The following is a 15,951-nucleotide window of genomic DNA, read 5'->3' as shown; positions in this document are numbered from 1 at the left end:
AGTGTGAGTGGTCAGACCTGATGGGTGTCAGGTAGGCGGTGACCGACGGAACAGGTGACAGTCATGGCATCCCCGACGCCTGCGACGATGTCGGCACAGCGCCAGGGACTTCCTTCGAGCCGGACGATCCGGGACCGGCCGAGCCGGGTGTGCAGCAACGAACGCTGCGCGGTGTGCAGCGGGCGATCGACGCGGAACGAGGTCCGGCGGGTGAACAGTCCACCGAACTCGTCCAGCCCATCCAGCCGGGCAAGCAACAACTGGCCAAGCTGAACCGCCCCCACGAATGCATCAATGAAGCAGACCTCCCCGACGTCGTCGCCACCGAGATGACCCCCGCCCGTCCGGGCGCCAGCGGATCGGTCGGCGACGGATCGGCCGTCAGCGGGACGGTCGGCAGCGGATCGGTCGGCGGTGACTTCGAAGTCGGCTTCGGCTTCGGCGGGGCTGCGGGAGGTGACTCTGGTCAGCGCCACCGTGCGGCGCTGGTAGGCGAGCTCCTCCCCGACGCCGAACAGCGACGGCAGCCGTTCGGCCGAGTCGACATCGACCAGGCTGCTGGCCTCGGTGGGCCGGACGACCTGCCCGACCGCCGTGATGTTGCCGATCGAGGCCTCGATGGACAGCGTCCCGCCACTCTCGTCCGACAACCTGGCGTGCACCGGGAAGTCGTCGAGCGGCGCTCCGAGCGGTTTGGCCGAGGCCCGGAGATCGAGCGCGATCATCCGGGTCTCGCGAGCCGCTTCGGGGCAGTACCGCGCGGCCACCAGGCCCACCAGGGCCTCGGTGACCAGCGCGACCGCGTCCGTCGTACTGAGTTGGTCGCCGGTCACTGAGGCGTGACCGGCCAGCCTCGAGGCCTGCGCGTCGTGACGGACCTGTACCTGGCCGATGGACGGCCCGGTGTGCTTGTAGCCCGTTCCGAAGTACCGGCCGGCCGCGGGGCCGAGCGCATCGTCGATGGACTGCCAGTAGTCCGTCGGCAACTGCGCTGTGTTCGTCATCCAGCGACCTCTGCCTCGGCAGTCTCAACGGTCTGGACGGGCTCGGCCGGCGCTGCCGTTGCCCGGGGCACCTTGTAGAGCACGGCGATCAGACCGGCGACGACCGCGAGAGCAAGGGCGTCGACCAGCAGACCGGTGTGTACGCCGTCCAGGATCCCGTCCTTGGTCGCACCGGCCGTGGCCCCCGCCGTGATGGCGATGGCGGCGAGGATCGGCGTACCGAGGGTGAAGGCGACCTGTTGCGTCATCGCGCTCAGCCCGCCGGCCAGACCCTGCTCGCTGTCCGGGAGGCCGGACGTCACGGCGACGGTGTAGGAGACGATCGCCAGTACGTGCCCGAAGCCACCGAGAGCGGTCGCCACCAGGATGTGCACGTAGCCGGCCGCGAACGAGTGGCCGAGCAGCACGAAGGTGGCGGCGGTCGCCCCCTGCAACAACAGACCGAAGACCAGCGTGTTGCGAGCGCCGATCTTGTTGATGATCTTGGCGGCGACCATGCCACCGGTGAACGCGCCGGCGCCGAGGACGGCGAAGGCGATACCGGTCAGGAAGGCCGAGCTGTCGAGCACCCGCTGCAGGTAGATGGTCAGCAGGAAGACCTTGCCGCTCTCCATCGAGAAGGTGAGCAGGCCGCCGAGGTTGCCGAGAGCAACGGATGGCCGCTTGAGCACGGTGACGGCGGCGAGTGGGTGCGGGGACCGCGACTCGATCAACCAGAAGAAGCTGAACAGGACGGCGGCCGCGGCGAGCAGGATCCACACCTGCGGTGAGCTCCAGCCCTTCGCCTCGGCGCGGGAGAAGCCGAGGACGAGCGAGAGCAGCGCGAGCGAGATCGTGACCGCGCCGGGGACGTCGAGCTTCTGCCGGATCGGCTCGGTGGACTCCTTGATCAGCGCCGGGGCGAGAACCAGGACGAGCAGACCGACGGGGACGTTCAGGAAGAAGGTGAAGCGCCAGCCGAGCAGGTCGGTCAGTACGCCGCCGAGCACCGCACCGACGGCGAAGCCGAGTGAGAGCAGGGCGCCGTTGAGCCCGAGCGCCTTGTTCCGCAGCGGGCCTTCCGGGAACGAGGTGGTCAGGAGCGCGAGGGCAGCCGGGGCGGTGACAGCCGTCGCGACACCCTGCAGGATCCGGGCGACGTAGACCAGTGTCGGCTCGTTCGCGAACCCACCGATCGCGGACCCGACGGTCAGCAGGGCCATCCCGATCAGGAACATCCGCTTGCGGCCGTAGTAGTCGCCGATCCTGCCCATCAGGAGCATCAGGCCGGCCGCGGAGAGGGCGAACAGCGTGACGATCCAGGAGAGCTCGGCCGGTGTCATGTCCAGGTCGTCGCCGATCACCGGCAGAGCGACCGTGACGATCGAGAAGTCCAGGGCGAACATGAACTGGGCACCGAGCAGCAGGCACATGATCAGGCGCTGCCGGCCGGTCAGGGTTTCGGTGGTCATGCTCTCAGGTTGACGACCCACGCCGATCCCATCCAGAGCGTCCTGATGGGGGTACTGCGCACTACCTGGCTAGCTGCCAAGCTCCGTCGGCCACTGCACCGAAGACCACGTCGGCGAAATGCATGCCCGCCCCGATCACCCCGGGCTGCTGGAGATACTCCAGCGTCATCGCCCTGGACTTGAGAGAGCTGGCCGGATCAGCCTCGAAGCAGGAGTTCAACTCCGGACGCGCGACCTGGACCGGACTGTGCATCACATCGCCGAACACCAACAGTTGTTGGCCTTCTCGCTCGATCAGGTACGACGTATGGCCGCGCGTGTGGCCCGGCGATGCGAGTGCTGTCAGGCCTGGGAAGAGTTGCTCGCCATCGGCCAGGCCGTGGAAGCTCGACGGGGCTTCGGCGGCTCCTGCGCAGTGTGGCCGCTCGGTCAGGCTGGTGCCGGGCCAGCCGGCCATCGCCCAGCCGGTGTGGTCGTCGTGCAGATGGGTGAAGAGGACCGCGTCGACGTCGGCGTACTCCTCGGTGTACGACGCGAGGCCGCCGCCGGTGAGTTCGCCCAGCGAGGGATGGGATTGCTCGCGCGCGAGCTGGCGTGGTCCGTAGCCCGCGTCGATCAGGACGACCCAGTCCGGCGTACGGATCAGCAGCGAGCCGATGGATCCGGTCAGGTACCCCGTGGGCGTGAGCAACTCCGGCGAGATGCCGTCGAGATCGGGAACGCTGAACCAGCCATGGGGTTCGAGCTCGACGCGGCCGTCGGGGAGGTAGCTGATCTCGGCATCGCCGAGCGTGATCGTGCGGTGGACCGCCGCGGCGGTCCACCGTTCGGCGGCGGTCACTCGGCGGTCACCTCGGCGGCCAGCGAGGCCAGCGCGGTGGCGGTCGGGGTGTGCGGCTTCGGGTGGTAGACGAAGATCCGCCGGTCGTCGTCGACGACCGGACGCAGTACGTTCGCCGAGAAGCTCATCCGGCCTGCTTCGGGGTGGTCGAAGACGAGGTCGAGGTGCGGCGCAACGCCAACCACATAAGACTTCCAGAGGTGTTCGAAGACCGGCGACCGGGCAGCCAGCCGGTCGACCATCGCGCCGAACCCGGGGTCGCCGGCGAACCGGGCGGCCTGCTCGCGGAACTGCGAGATGAGCATCTTCGCGGTCGCCTCACGGAACGGGTACCGCTCGGCGACCGACTCGTCGACGAAGAACCGCTCCAGGCAGTTCGTGCCGGCGCCGGCACCGAAGACGACCTCGCCGAGCCGGTTGCTGGCCAGCACCGTCCAGTACCGGTCGACGCAGTACGCCGGCCGGTCGGCGATGCTGTCCAGCAACTCCCGTACGTGCACGGATTCCGGACCCTCGGGCGTCGTCGACGGACGCTCGTGGCCGGCCAGGTCGAACAGGTAGTCGCGCTCGGCGTCGGTCAGTCGCAGCACCTTCGCCACCGACGCGAGGATCTCGGCGGACACCGAGATGTCCCGCGCCTGCTCCATCCACGTGTACCAAGTGACGCCGACGTTGGCCAGGACGGCGACCTCTTCGCGGCGCAGCCCCGGCGTACGGCGCCGGCGGGTCTCGTGCGGCAGGCCGACCTCGTCCGGCGTCAGCCCTTCGCGACGGGCCCGCAGGAAGCCCGCCAGCTCGGACCGGCGATAGCGATCGGAACTGTGCCCGCGGGCAGTGTCTGTGGTCCTCTCAAGGGCGGTCATTAGCGGCTCCTGTCCCCCCAGCCATCGAACCGAACTGTGGGGCGATGATCTCACGGAACCGGTTACGGATCGACACGATCCGCAAACGTCTCATCACCGCCCGCCAGTTTCCGTCTGCCTTGCTGGTCAGGACGCCGGGGTCAGCAGCGCGCCGACCGCGGCGCCGGCCTGGGCGATCGTCTGATGGCCGCCGAGGGTGCCTTCGGCGATCGGGATGCCGAGCTTCTTCTCCAGCATCAGCGCCATTTCCAGCAACGCCAGCGAATCGATCGCGACGTCTTCGAACACGGTCGACTCGGTCAGCTCGTCGGCCGGTACGTCGTACTTGGTGATCAGAATGTCGAGGATCTGGGCGGTCACGTCAGCGGACATTGTTTTCTCCTCAATGGGCGGTGAGCAGGGGTGTTGCGTTTTCGATCGGCAGGGTGAGTTCGGAGGAAAGGGCCGGCCAGACGAGCGAGGCCGATCCCCAGGTCGCACCACCACCGAAGGCAGTGAGCAGGACCCGGTCGCCGGCCCGCAGCGATCCGCATGCGAAGCCGTCGGCCAGGGCCAGCGGGATGGACGCGGCGGACGTGTTGCCGACGCGTTCGATGTTCATCAGTGCGCGTTCCGGTGGCAGGCCGAGTTGCCCGGCGACGGCGTGGATGATCCGGATGTTCGCCTGGTGGGCGACCAGCCGGTCGACGTCCTCGATTCCCCAGCCGGTCTTGGCCAGCACGGCGCGCGAGGACTCGGCCATCCGGCGTACGGCGGCGAAGAACACCGACTTGCCGTCCATCCGGAAGTAGCCGTCCTCGGGCTTGGCCGGGGAACCGCTCGACCGCTGCTCGGCGCCGCCGCCGCGGATCGTGATCAGGTCGGCCATGCTGCCGTCGCTGCCCAGATCGAAGTGCTGCAAGGCGCCGAGCTCATCGGGTTCGCCGGCGCGCAGGATGACCGCGCCCGCGCCGTCGCCGAAGATCACCGACGTGGTCCGGTCGTCGGGCGCCAGAATCGTGCTGAACGACTCGGCGCCGATCACCATCACCCGCTCGGCGAATCCGGCCACGATCGCGCCGGCCCCGGCTTGCAGGGCATAGACGAAACCAGAGCACACGGCGGACACGTCGTACGCCGGTACGTCGGTCAGCCCCATCCGCGCGGCAACGGTCGGAGCCGTTCCAGGGCAGGTGCGATCGGGGGTCGTCGTGGCGAGGACGACCAGGTCGACGGTGTGGTGGCCGGAACTCTTCAGGGCTCGCAGACCGGCCTCGGCGGCCAGGTGGCTGGTCGTAGTACCGGGATCGACGACATGTCGGCGGCCGATCCCCGTTCTGGTGCGGATCCAGTCGTCGGAGGTGTCGAGGCGCTGGGCCAGCTCGTCGTTGGTGACGATCCTCGGCGGCAGGCTCCCGCCCAGCCCGCAGACGACCGCGGCGCGCATCACGCGCTCCCGGGCAGTCGGTGACGGCGGACCGGACGTTGATGCCGGCAACATCTGCCAGCACGGTGAAGGTACGCCAGGTGTCGCCAGCCATCTGCAGCAACGCGGGATCGGCCAGCTCGGTCGTGACCGGGATATCCCTTGTTTTGCTGGGCTTCGGAGCAGTCATCGTGGTCTGGCGCATCCACAACGTGTCACTGGCTTGCCTCGGGATGCCGTCCAGGTCGTACATCATCACCTGCGCCAACTGCAGCGCGGTGACGAAGGCGTCGACCATGGAAGGCGCCGGGTGGTACGCGCCCTCCAGTCCGCTGGTGCTTGGCTGCCCGTCGTCGGACAACTCCAGGATGGCTTTGGCCTTGGTCTGATCCTGTACTTCGAGGTCGCGGATGTGCTGGGTCCGGGCCTTGAACCCGGCGCCGTAGTACCGGCCCTCGGGCAGCTCTTCGAGGGTCCACTCGCCCTCGGCGAGCGTGGCGGCGGGATGCACGACCTCGGACTGGACACGCATCGCGCCGATCGCGGAGTCGAAGACCGAGACCGTCCAGCCGGGCTCGTCGGCCGGCTGGACGCTCTTCCTGCGAGCCGTCGCCTTCAGGCCGGCCAGGTCTTCCTGCGGCTTGCTGCCGGCGGTGATCCGGACCTTGCGCAGCCAACTGTTGGCGAGGATCTCAGGGGCCTGACCGGGAGACTGCAGACAGTGCTCGGCCAACTGGGCGCCGAGGACCAGGGCGTCGATGGTGCTGAAGTGCGGGCGGAGGTCGGTGCCGACGGCCTTCCGCGACCAGTCGCTCGGATAACTGACGTCGACGCCGGCGGAGGCCCAGGGGATCTGATCGGCACAGCCCGCCGTCAGGTCCGAGACGTCATAACCGACCCGGCGGAAGCCGCGGCCGAAGAATCGCATACCCGCTGGTCCGAGAATGTCGTCGACAGCGGGCAAGGTGGTATTCACAGGCATTCTGATCAATCCCCCACGGATCAATAATCCCCGCAATACAAATGAATCAACAATGACCTGGGAGGGTCTTTCGAGCCAGCGGGGCGGCATGCTCGAACTGTTCAGCAGCGACTGTAGGCCATCGATCCGGCCAGTCCGAGGCGTTTTACAGAATTTACAAGCCCGCCATCGGCGCTCAATCACCGGCGGATTACCCGACGATTTCCCGGGCATTTCCTGGACAATTGACCAGACCGCCGGCCCGAGCCCAGGTCAAACGCTTCACGCAGCCGGGGGATTTCCGGTCCGTTGCCATCGGTAACGCGGACGACTCACGGGATGCGCTTTGCGGCAACAAGACGGGACCCCCGGCGAGTGCTCGCCGGGGGTCGGGACGTCCACATCAGGAGACGGCGACCGCGATCTTGCCGCTGACCAAGCCGTCGCCGAGGTCGACGAGAGCCTGCGGCACCCCGTCGAGCGGCACCACACTGTCGATACTCGGCAGCACCTTGCCCGCTTCGACCAGCTCCAGCAGGACCTCGAGGTCAGCGGCGTTCTCTTTCGCCAGCAGGCTGGTCAGCCGCTGCCGGACGAACGGCGACAGCAGTTGCGCTCGGAGCTGCCGGTCGATCCCGCCGGAGAGGGGTCCGCCACCCTCACCCCCTGCGATGACGGCGGTCCCTGTCTTGGTGAGTGCGCGACGCAGTCGCTTCAGCGTCGGGGTGCCGGCCAGGTCGATGATCAGGTCGTAGCGGTTGACTCCGTCAGCGAAGTCCTCGCGGGTGTAGTCGAGGACATGGTCGGCCCCGAGCTTCTGCACCAGCGCGAGTTTCGTAGTACTGGCGGTGCCGGTGACTTCGGCGCCGAACGCCTTGGCGAGCTGGACCGCGTACGAGCCGACGCCACCGGAGGCGCCGGTGATCAGTACCCTCTGGCCGGCCTGGATGTTGCCGCCGTCGCGGAGCGCTTGCAGCGCGGTGGTCCCGGAGATCCCGAGCACCGCGGCTTCAGTGAAGCTGAGACCGGCCGGCTTCACGGCTAGCTTGTCGGCGCGCGCAACGGCGTACTGGGCGAAGCTTCCCTCGCCGATGCCGAACACTTCGTCGCCCTCGGCGAACGTGGTCACCCCTTCACCGAGGGCGACGACGCGACCCGCCAGCTCCCGCCCGAGCACGGGGTTCCTCGGCCGGCGCACGCCGAAGACGAGACGGAGGAGGTACGGCTTGCCGGTCATCAGATGCCAGGCGCCCCGATCGAGCCCCGCCGCCTCGATCTGCACCAAGACCTGCCCGGGACCTGGGGCCGGTCTCGCGATCTCGGCCACTCGCAGGACGTCGGCCGTGCCGTAGCTGTCCCTCACGACTGCGCGCATCTTTCCGTCTCCCCTGCTTCGTACTAAGTAAGGGGAGCGTATCGTACTTAGTACGAAACTGCTATCGTCCGTTCCGATGCCACGGTCACAGGGGTCTACGGAGCGCGCTCAACTCAGCCGCGAGCGGGTACTACGTGCCGCCGTCGCGGTCGCGGACGGCGGCGGACTGGGCGGGCTGACGATCCGGTCACTGGCCACTCAGCTCGATGTGAAGCCGATGTCGGTCTACTACTACGTCGCGAACAAGAACGAGATCCTGGACGGGATCGTCGATCTGGTGTTCGGCGAGATCGAGCTGCCGGTGCCGGGCGGTGACTGGCGGGCGGAGATCGGCAAGCGGGCGCACTCGGCGCGGGAGGTGTTGCGGCGGCATCCGTGGGCGATCGCGTTGATGGAGTCGCGGACCAGCCCGGGGCCGGCGACGCTGCGGCATCACGACGCGAATGTGGGGACTTTTCGCGCGGCCGGGTTCTCGGTGGCTCAGACGGCGCACGCCTATGCCTTGCTCGACGCGTTCGTGTACGGGTTCGCAGTACAGGAAGCGTCGTTGCCGTTCGAGGGATCCGAGGATGCCGCCGAGGTCGCCGGCGGGATGATGGAGCAGTTCAGCTCAGGACAGTATCCGCACCTGACCGAGCTGGCGGTGGATCATGTCCTCCAGCCCGGCTACGACTTCGGCGACGAGTTCGACTTCGGTCTTTCGCTGATCCTCGACGGACTTGCTCGATTGCTTTAGCTGACCGGTTCCAGCTGGATCTCGCCGCGGGCGGCCTTGAGGGCGATGTCGGTGCGGTGCTGCGAGCCCTTGATGAGGATCTGGCCGACGCCGGCGTAGGCGCGCTGGCGAGCCTCGTCGAGATCCTTGCCGGTGGCACTGACCGCGAGGACCCGGCCGCCTGACGTGACGACCTCGCCGTCCTCGAGCGTCGTACCGGCGTGGAAGACGCGGACGCCACCGGCCTCGGCCTGGTCGATGCCGCTGATCACGTCACCGCTGCGGGGCTTGGCCGGGTACTTCTTGGCCGCGACCACGACCGCGACCGAGGCGCCTGACTTCCAGCGCAGGGGTTCGGCGTCGGCGAGTTTGCCGGTCGCGGCGGCGTACAGGAGTCCACCGAGCGGGGTCTGCAGCAGCGGCAGCAGGGCTTGCGTCTCCGGGTCGCCGAAGCGGGCGTTGAACTCGATCACGCGGACGCCACGGGAGGTGAGGGCGAGGCCGGCGTACAGGAGTCCGCTGAACGGGGTGCCGCGACGGCGGAGCTCGTCGATGGTCGGCTGGAGCACCTTCTCGGTGATCTCCTCGACCAGACCTTCCGGTGCCCAGGGCAACGGGGTGTACGCGCCCATGCCGCCGGTGTTGGGGCCTTCGTCGTTGTCCGCAAGGCGTTTGAAGTCCTGCGCCGGCTGCATCGGAAGTACGGTGACGCCGTCGGTGATCGCGAACAGCGAGACCTCGGGGCCGTCGAGGAACTCCTCGATCAGCACCTGGTCACAGCCCGCGGCGTGCTCCAGCGCCTCGGCCCGGTCCGACGTCACCACCACACCCTTGCCGGCAGCAAGCGCGTCGTCCTTGACCACGTACGGCGGCCCGAACGCGTCGATCGCCTCGGCCGCCTGCTCCGGCGTCGTACAGACGTAGGCCCGCCCGGTCGGCACGCTGGCCGCAGCCATCACGTCCTTGGCAAAAGCCTTGGACCCCTCGATCTGGGCAGCATCCATGGACGGCCCGAACACCGCGATCCCGGCTGCCCTGAGCGGATCCGCCAGCCCGGCGACCAGCGGCGCCTCCGGCCCGACCACCACCAGATCGGCGCCAACCTCCTGAGCCAGCGCCACCACCGCGTCGTGATCCGAGATCTCCACCGACCGGCAAACAATCGTTTGCCCGTCGTGCGCCGGCTGCAAGGCGTCGATCCCCGGATTCCCCGGCGCCGCCACAACCTGCTCAACCTCAGGATCCCGGCTCAACGCCCAGACCAGTGCATGCTCACGCCCACCAGAGCCCACAACCAAAACCTTCACAAGCCCTGAGCCTAGTGCACCCAGCTATTTCCCCACGCGCCCTCCACTTCCGCTCCTCCGCCGCTCCTGCCCGGTCGCCGTCCTCCGGAGTCGTCGAGCGCCTGACCGAATGCCGCCAGATCTCTTCAGAGCAAGGGGGTTGGCGAACGGCTCAGTAGTGCCAGTAGTACCTGGCTTCTGCGTTCCAGGTGACGGGGACTGTGGTGTGGTTGGTGAAGGCTGGGCCTTTGCCTCTGGCCAGTTCCAGGGTGCGGGAGAGTTGCAATGAATAGGGGTGGTGGTTGTCGTCCCACCACTGTTCGAACTGGGTGATGCAGGTCTGGCCGGTGAAGTACTGGTTGGAGCAGGGGTGGGGCGGGCTCCACTTTTGGAGGTGGCGGAAGTTGACCGTGGTGGAGTTGTTGGGGGGCTTGATGGTGCCGGTGGCGTCCAGGCAGTAACCGGTGGTGGGGATGGTCCATTTGACGTAGTGCTGGCGGCCGGACGCTGACGGCAGGGGCTGCATGCCGGTGCAGTTGGCGGCGCCGATCTTCTCTGAGGTGACTCGCTGGATTTGGGTCAGGGGGCGACCGGCGCCGTCGTTGTAGCCGTCCAGGAGGACCCAGTCGCCGGAGCGGATGAAGTGTTCGGCGGATTTGGGGGGCCAGGTCTTGGGGTCGCCCCAGGAGATGTCCGACGTGGTCGCGGTCAGCGGCGTCCAGGCCCATTGGCCGGCCGCGGCGCCGCCTGCCCAGTACTGGCCGGCGGACTTCTCGAACATGAGCGAGTACTGGCCGTAGTTCTCCCCAGCCACTGAAGCCGCGTCCGAAGGACGGGCGAGGGAGACACCTGTTGCCGCGGCAACGATCGCCGCGGCGCCGAGCAGGATCACGAGTTTCTTCCGCATGGGTCTCGACGCTAGCCCTGGAAGGGTGCAAGGGTGCAGCAACGAGACCGACCTGAGGAGTTGTCATGCCGGAACCCGTCACCCACACCCTCGCCGTACCGGGCGCGATTCTCACGTACGACGTGCGCGGCGACCTCGACGACCGCGAACAGCCGGTACTGCTGATGATCGGCTCTCCGATGGGTGCCAGCGGCTTCCCGACCCTGGCGTCGCACTTCACCGACCGGACCGTGGTGACGTATGACCCGCGCGGCGTCGAGCGGAGCGCGCGGACCGACGGCGCCGGCGAACTCTCCCCCGACGACCACGCCGCGGACCTGGCAGCCTTGATCGAGGCCCTCGACGCCGGACCGGTCGACCTGTTCGCGAGCAGCGGCGGAGCGGTCAACGCGCTCGCCCTGCTGGCCCAACGGCCCGAGCTGGTCAGCACCCTGGTCGCCCACGAGCCGCCCCTGGTGTCGCTGACCTCCGACCGCGACGCGGCGCTCAAGGCCGTCGAGGACATCTACCAGACCTACCAGCGCGACGGGATGGGCGCCGGGATGGCCAAGTTCATCTCGATCGTCAGCTTCGAAGGCGAGATCCCGGCCGACTACACCGACCAGCCGGCGCCGGATCCGGCGATGTTCGGGCTACCGGCCGAGGACGACGGTTCCCGCGACGACGCGCTGCTCGGGCAGAACATCCGCGGCTGTACGTCGTACCAGCCCGACTTCGACGCACTCGGCAAGGCCGGCTCCAAGCTGGTCATCGGTGTGGGCGAGGAGTCCGGCGCGCAGCTCGCCGCCCGCGGCGGGAAGGCGGTTGCCGAGCGGCTGGACCTCACCCCGGTGGTGTTCCCGAGCAACCACGGCGGCTTCCTCGGCGACGAGTACGGGATGCCCGGACAGCCGGCCGAGTTCGCGGCGCGCCTGCGCGAAGTACTGGCCCGCTGACCGATCGGCCCGGACCCATCTGGTTAGCTGGAGACATGACTGACAAGCCTGAGATCGACTTTCCGGATGGCCCGCCGCCGGCGGATCTGGAGATCACCGACATCACCGAGGGCGACGGCGACGAGGCCAAGGCCGGTTCCCGCGTCAACGTGCACTACGTAGGGGTCGCCCACTCGACCGGCGAGGAGTTCGACGCCTCGTACAACCGGGGCGCGCCGCTGGCCTTCCAGCTCGGCGTCGGCCAGGTCATCCAGGGCTGGGACACCGGCGTCCAGGGCATGAAGGTGGGCGGCCGGCGCAAGCTCGTCATCCCGCCGCACCTGGGCTACGGCGACCGCGGCGCGGGCAACGCGATCAAGCCCGGCGAGACCCTGATCTTCGTGGTCGACCTGCTCAGCGTGAGCTGATCCCTCCAAACCATCGGCGTCGCCTGCTGACGCCTGGCCCCTGGTTGCGTCACAATGACGCGATCGGGGGCCTTTTACGTAGTACTACGCATCCGCGCCGCCGCTCGAGCCGGTTGACTGGGAGGCATGACGACGATGGTTGCCACCACTGCTCCGGCACCGGCCAGGACCGACTGGACGAAGTACGCCGCCCTGCTGGCCAAGGTCGCGCTGTTCGCCTTGTTGCTGACAGCAATCATCTGGCCGGACCTCAGCGGCATCAAGGGCAAGGCCTCCGGCGCCCGGCTGGTCGTATACCCGCTCGGCGCGCTGGTACTTCCGCTGTGGTGGTTCGCGTACGGCCGGACGAGAAGCAAGCTGCACAAGGCCTTCCCGTGGCATGCCGACCTGCTCATCACGCTGCCGTGGCTGGTCGACCTGCTCGGCAACCGGCTCAACCTGTTCGACACCATCAACTGGTGGGACGACGCGATGCACTTCATCCTGTGGGGCTTGCTCACGGCCGGAGTCCTGACCGCCTTCGCCCCGCGCGACCTCACCCGCGGGCTCACCACCTTCGTTGCCCTGGGCTTCGGCGCCACTGCTGCGGTGATCTGGGAGCTCGGCGAGTACGTCGCCTTCGTCCGCCACTCCCCCGAACTGCAAACCGCCTACACCGACACCCTCGGCGACCTGACCCTCGGCACCCTGGGCGCCTTGCTGGCCGGCCTGATCTACTTCCAGGTATCCCGCAGGAATTCCTAGCGGTCGGTCGGCCGGCAGATTCCGTTCGCGGCGGCGGAGGCGGCCAGGGCTTTGGCTGCTGGGTTCTCCGCGGCAGCCAACCGCCCGTTGGTTGCCGGCTGATCGGTGCGGGTCGTGTGGCGGCCGATCGGGACGACCATCGGCGTACCGGCGACCGGGTCCGGGATGACCTTCACCGCCAGGCCGAAGACGTCCTGGACGACCTGCTCGGTGATCACCTCGCTCGGGTTGCCCTCAGCAACGATCGCGCCGTCCTTCATCGCGATCAGGTGGTCGCCGAAGCGGCAGGCCTGGTTGAGATCGTGCAGGACGAGCACGATGGTCCGCTGGTCGCGCTTGTTCAGATCGACCAGCAGATCCAGTACCTCGAACTGATGCGTCAGGTCCAGGAACGTCGTCGGCTCGTCGAGCAGCAAGATGTCGGTCTCCTGCGCGAGCGCCATCGCGATCCAGACCCGCTGCCGCTGCCCACCGGACAGTTCGTCGATCGGCCGGTCGGCGATCTCCAGTACGTCGGTCGACAGCATCGCGTCCGCGATCGCCTCGTCGTCGCCCTTGGTCCACTGCCGGATCCAGCCCTGCCGCGGATACCGGCCGCGGCCGACCAGGTCGGCGACGGTGATGCCCTCCGGCGCGGTCGGCGACTGCGGCAGCAGCCCGAGCTTCAACGCCACCGCGCGGGTCGGGATCGACTGGATGCTCTTGCCGTCCAGCAGGACGGTGCCACGGCTCGGCTTGAGCAGCCGGGCCAGCGTCTTCAGCAGGGTCGACTTGCCACACGCGTTCGCGCCGACGATCACGCTGATCTTGCCGGTCGGGATCCGCACCGACAGGTCGTGGATGATCTCCCGCTGGTCGTATCCGACGGCGAGGTGCTCGGCCGACAGGCTGTGCTCCACGTGCGTCTCCATGTCAGCCACCACTTCCGATCCGGTTCGTCCGGGCCAAGAGGAACATCAGGTACGGCGCGCCGATCACCCCGGTGATGACCCCGACCGGCAGCTGGGTGTGGCCCAGCGCGTGCTGCGCGACGACGTCCGACAAAGCGATCACCAAGGCGCCGATCAGCGCGGACGCGACCAGCGCCGGCCCTGGTGAGCGGGTCAGCCAGCGAGCGATCGGCGGTGCGACGAAGGCGACGAAACCGATCGGTCCGGCCGCCGCCGTCGCGACCGCGGCCAGCAGGACGGCGACCACGATCAGCCCCAGCCGGGTGCCCTCGACCCGCAGCCCCAGCCCGTACGCCGTCTCGTCGCCGAGCTGCAGGATGCGCAGCCGGTGCACCAGGACCATCGTCACCGGCGCGGCCAGTACCAGCATGATCGCCATCATGCGGACGTGCGACCAGTCCCGCCCGTTCAGGCTGCCGGTCAGCCAGATGAACGCCTGCTGGGCGATCTCGACCCGGGCCTTGGTCAGCAGGTACGACGTGATGCTGGTGGCGATCGCGCCGATCCCGATCCCGACCAGGATCAGCCGGTAGCTCGACACCCCACGCCGCCACGCGAGCAGGTACATGGTCAGCGCCGTGACCAGCGCGCCGAAGATCGCGAAGCCGGCCACTGCCCAGCCGGTCAGGCTGAGGGTGACGATCGCGAAGACCGCGAACGCGCTCGCGCCATACGTGACGCCGATGATGTCCGGGCTGGCCAGCGGGTTGCGGGCGATGCTCTGGAAGATCGCGCCGGAGATGCCGAGTGCCGCGCCGACCAGGATCGCGGTCAGCGCGCGCGGCAGCCGGAGCCGATTGACGATGAACTCGGTCGCCTTGTCGCCGCCGCCGAAGAGCGTCTTGACGACGTCGATGACCGGGATCTTGAAGTCGCCCAGCGACAGCGAGACGCAGAAGATGGCGAAGACGACGACAGCCAGCACGACGACCACGGCCAGGTTGCGAGCCTGCCGGACGGCGCGTGCCCGGGCGATGATCTGGGCGGGCGAGTGCTCCGCGGTGACACTGGCCATCAGAGGTCCGCCAGCTTCCGTCGGCGTACCAGGGCAATGAAGAACGGTGCGCCGATCACGGCGGTGACGATCCCGACCTGGAGTTCACCGGGCTGGGCGACGACGCGGCCGATCACGTCCGAGCCGAGCAGCAGGATCGGGGCGAGCAGCATCGAGTACGGCAGGATCCAGCGGTAGTCCGGGCCTGTCACCAGGCGGGCGATGTGCGGGATGGTGAGGCCGATGAAACCGATCGGTCCCGCGGCCGCTGTCGCCGCGCCACAGAGCAGTACGACGGTGATCGCGGTGAAGATCCGCGCCATGCCGACCCGCTGGCCGAGGGAGCGGGCCACGTCGTCGCCGAGCGAGAGCGCGTTGAGGACGCGGCCGGAGATCAGCGCGAGCACGATGCCGATCAGGATGAACGGCGCGACCTGGCCGGCGATGTCCGAACCGCGGCCGGCCAGCGAACCGACCGCCCAGAACCGGAACTGGTCGAAGGTGTCGACGTCGCCGATCAGCAGCGCGGTGGTCAGCGAGCCGAGCATGGCGGTCAGTGCTGCGCCGGCCAGGGCGAGCTTGACCGGGGTCGCGCCTTCTCGTCCGAGGGAGCCGAGGAGATAGACCGCGACGGAGGCAGCGGCCGCGCCGGCGAAGGCGAGCCAGACGTACGCCGTCAGTGAGGTCAGCCCGAACCAATAGATGCCAGCGACAACAAAGAGGGCGGCACCACCGTTGACGCCGAGGATTCCCGGGTCGGCGAGCGGGTTGCGGGTCACGCCCTGCATCAGCGCGCCCGACAGGCCGAGCGCCGCGCCGACCATGAGGCCGATCGCGGTCCGGGGCACCCGCAGCGACCGGATGATCACGTGGTCGGTGTTGCCCGCGTCGTAATGGCGCAGGGCGTCGATCACGGTCGACAGCGGGATCTGCTTCGAGCCGACCGCGATGCTGAGCAGCGTGACCAGGACCAGCAGCGCTACGCAGACGATCAAGCCGATGATGAGCGTCGTACGCCGGGCGCGCGGGCGCCGCTGACCGCCGGCAGGAGCGGCTACCGCATGGCCGGCGGAAGCCGTGTCGGTCACGGAGGGCGGTGGCATTGGACTTTAG

16 protein-coding genes and 1 pseudogene are annotated in these 15,951 nt (G+C 68.5%); 4 read left to right on the top strand and 13 right to left on the bottom strand.

Annotated elements, in window-relative coordinates; all coding sequences use genetic code 11:
- Positions 1–11: 11 nt before the first annotated feature.
- From ABD768_RS40110 to ABD768_RS40075, 8 genes and pseudogenes are all read right to left on the bottom strand, one after another.
- Positions 12–1,004 carry an AvrD family protein gene (locus ABD768_RS40110; RefSeq protein ID WP_344849728.1) on the bottom strand — a complete coding sequence of 331 codons (993 nt, stop codon included), beginning with the start codon at positions 1,002–1,004 and terminating at the stop codon, positions 12–14.
- Positions 1,001–2,455, bottom strand: a complete 1,455-nt coding sequence (locus ABD768_RS40105) for an MFS transporter (protein WP_344849725.1) — start codon at positions 2,453–2,455, stop codon at positions 1,001–1,003. The genes ABD768_RS40110 and ABD768_RS40105 overlap by 4 nt, the downstream gene beginning before the upstream one ends.
- A 61-nt stretch (positions 2,456–2,516) precedes the next feature.
- Entirely contained in the window at positions 2,517–3,296 is a 780-nt protein-coding gene (locus ABD768_RS40100) for an MBL fold metallo-hydrolase (RefSeq protein WP_344849723.1), read from the bottom strand.
- Positions 3,293–4,159, bottom strand: a complete 867-nt coding sequence (locus ABD768_RS40095) for a helix-turn-helix transcriptional regulator (RefSeq protein ID WP_344849721.1) — start codon at positions 4,157–4,159, stop codon at positions 3,293–3,295. The genes ABD768_RS40100 and ABD768_RS40095 overlap by 4 nt, the downstream gene beginning before the upstream one ends.
- A 126-nt stretch (positions 4,160–4,285) precedes the next feature.
- On the bottom strand, positions 4,286–4,531 hold the full coding sequence (locus ABD768_RS40090) for a phosphopantetheine-binding protein (protein ID WP_343974746.1): 246 nt from the start codon (positions 4,529–4,531) through the stop codon (positions 4,286–4,288).
- Between the two features lie 10 nt (positions 4,532–4,541).
- A complete protein-coding gene (locus ABD768_RS40085) occupies positions 4,542–5,585 on the bottom strand; it encodes a beta-ketoacyl-ACP synthase III (RefSeq protein WP_344849718.1) in 1,044 nt (347 codons plus the stop codon).
- An 82-nt stretch (positions 5,586–5,667) separates the two neighbouring features.
- Positions 5,668–6,492, bottom strand: a pseudogene (locus tag ABD768_RS43200) (AvrD family protein); the annotation flags it as partial.
- 436 nt (positions 6,493–6,928) lie between these two features.
- A complete protein-coding gene (locus ABD768_RS40075; RefSeq protein ID WP_344849709.1) occupies positions 6,929–7,900 on the bottom strand; it encodes an NAD(P)-dependent alcohol dehydrogenase in 972 nt (323 codons plus the stop codon).
- Positions 7,901–7,976: 76 nt separating this feature from the next.
- On the opposite strand from ABD768_RS40075, the gene ABD768_RS40070 reads away from it, so the two are divergent.
- Positions 7,977–8,636, top strand: coding sequence for a TetR/AcrR family transcriptional regulator (locus tag ABD768_RS40070; RefSeq protein WP_343974734.1), 660 nt, complete (start codon positions 7,977–7,979; stop codon positions 8,634–8,636).
- Here ABD768_RS40070 and purD read toward each other — a convergent pair.
- Entirely contained in the window at positions 8,633–9,922 is a 1,290-nt protein-coding gene (gene purD / locus ABD768_RS40065) for a phosphoribosylamine--glycine ligase (protein WP_343974731.1), read from the bottom strand. The two genes, ABD768_RS40070 and purD, sit on opposite strands and share 4 nt — an antisense overlap.
- 151 nt (positions 9,923–10,073) lie before the next feature.
- Positions 10,074–10,808, bottom strand: coding sequence for a hypothetical protein (locus ABD768_RS40060; RefSeq protein WP_344849705.1), 735 nt, complete (start codon positions 10,806–10,808; stop codon positions 10,074–10,076).
- 65 nt (positions 10,809–10,873) lie between these two features.
- On the opposite strand from ABD768_RS40060, the gene ABD768_RS40055 reads away from it, so the two are divergent.
- The 3 genes from ABD768_RS40055 to ABD768_RS40045 all read left to right on the top strand — a co-directional run bounded on the left by ABD768_RS40055 (position 10,874) and on the right by ABD768_RS40045 (position 12,894).
- Positions 10,874–11,743 carry an alpha/beta fold hydrolase gene (locus tag ABD768_RS40055; RefSeq protein WP_343974725.1) on the top strand — a complete coding sequence of 290 codons (870 nt, stop codon included), beginning with the start codon at positions 10,874–10,876 and terminating at the stop codon, positions 11,741–11,743.
- A 35-nt stretch (positions 11,744–11,778) separates the two neighbouring features.
- Positions 11,779–12,150, top strand: coding sequence for an FKBP-type peptidyl-prolyl cis-trans isomerase (locus ABD768_RS40050; RefSeq protein WP_343974722.1), 372 nt, complete (start codon positions 11,779–11,781; stop codon positions 12,148–12,150).
- A 126-nt stretch (positions 12,151–12,276) separates the two neighbouring features.
- Positions 12,277–12,894, top strand: coding sequence for a DUF2238 domain-containing protein (locus tag ABD768_RS40045; RefSeq protein WP_344849698.1), 618 nt, complete (start codon positions 12,277–12,279; stop codon positions 12,892–12,894).
- Here ABD768_RS40045 and ABD768_RS40040 read toward each other — a convergent pair.
- The 3 genes from ABD768_RS40040 to ABD768_RS40030 are packed head-to-tail and all read right to left on the bottom strand — an operon-like array spanning position 12,891 to position 15,941.
- Entirely contained in the window at positions 12,891–13,805 is a 915-nt protein-coding gene (locus tag ABD768_RS40040) for an ABC transporter ATP-binding protein (protein WP_344849696.1), read from the bottom strand. The genes ABD768_RS40045 and ABD768_RS40040 overlap by 4 nt on opposite strands.
- 1 nt (position 13,806) lies before the next feature.
- A complete protein-coding gene (locus ABD768_RS40035) occupies positions 13,807–14,859 on the bottom strand; it encodes a FecCD family ABC transporter permease (protein ID WP_343974713.1) in 1,053 nt (350 codons plus the stop codon).
- On the bottom strand, positions 14,859–15,941 hold the full coding sequence (locus ABD768_RS40030; protein ID WP_343974710.1) for a FecCD family ABC transporter permease: 1,083 nt from the start codon (positions 15,939–15,941) through the stop codon (positions 14,859–14,861). Before ABD768_RS40030 ends, ABD768_RS40035 begins: the two co-directional genes overlap by 1 nt.
- Positions 15,942–15,951: the final 10 nt, after the last annotated feature.

Origin of the sequence: Kribbella ginsengisoli (assembly GCF_039537185.1) — a bacterium.
Lineage (GTDB): Bacteria > Actinomycetota > Actinomycetes > Propionibacteriales > Kribbellaceae > Kribbella > Kribbella koreensis.
Note: the sequence above shows the minus strand (reverse complement) of the source record. Positions and strands in the feature narration are given on the sequence as shown.

Bases quoted from the DNA above. Each gene is read 5' to 3' on its own strand.
- ABD768_RS40110 (WP_344849728.1), bottom strand. From the start codon at position 1,004: ATGACGAACACAGCGCAGTTGCCGACGGACTACTGGCAGTCCATCGAC.
- ABD768_RS40105 (WP_344849725.1), bottom strand. From the start codon at position 2,455: ATGACCACCGAAACCCTGACCGGCCGGCAGCGCCTGATCATGTGCCTG.
- ABD768_RS40095 (WP_344849721.1), bottom strand. From the start codon at position 4,159: ATGACCGCCCTTGAGAGGACCACAGACACTGCCCGCGGGCACAGTTCC.
- ABD768_RS40090 (WP_343974746.1), bottom strand. From the start codon at position 4,531: ATGTCCGCTGACGTGACCGCCCAGATCCTCGACATTCTGATCACCAAG.
- ABD768_RS40085 (WP_344849718.1), bottom strand. From the start codon at position 5,585: ATGCGCGCCGCGGTCGTCTGCGGGCTGGGCGGGAGCCTGCCGCCGAGG.
- ABD768_RS40075 (WP_344849709.1), bottom strand. From the start codon at position 7,900: ATGCGCGCAGTCGTGAGGGACAGCTACGGCACGGCCGACGTCCTGCGA.
- ABD768_RS40070 (WP_343974734.1), top strand. From the start codon at position 7,977: ATGCCACGGTCACAGGGGTCTACGGAGCGCGCTCAACTCAGCCGCGAG.
- ABD768_RS40060 (WP_344849705.1), bottom strand. From the start codon at position 10,808: ATGCGGAAGAAACTCGTGATCCTGCTCGGCGCCGCGGCGATCGTTGCC.
- ABD768_RS40055 (WP_343974725.1), top strand. From the start codon at position 10,874: ATGCCGGAACCCGTCACCCACACCCTCGCCGTACCGGGCGCGATTCTC.
- ABD768_RS40050 (WP_343974722.1), top strand. From the start codon at position 11,779: ATGACTGACAAGCCTGAGATCGACTTTCCGGATGGCCCGCCGCCGGCG.
- ABD768_RS40045 (WP_344849698.1), top strand. From the start codon at position 12,277: ATGACGACGATGGTTGCCACCACTGCTCCGGCACCGGCCAGGACCGAC.
- ABD768_RS40040 (WP_344849696.1), bottom strand. From the start codon at position 13,805: ATGGAGACGCACGTGGAGCACAGCCTGTCGGCCGAGCACCTCGCCGTC.
- ABD768_RS40035 (WP_343974713.1), bottom strand. From the start codon at position 14,859: ATGGCCAGTGTCACCGCGGAGCACTCGCCCGCCCAGATCATCGCCCGG.
- ABD768_RS40030 (WP_343974710.1), bottom strand. From the start codon at position 15,941: ATGCCACCGCCCTCCGTGACCGACACGGCTTCCGCCGGCCATGCGGTA.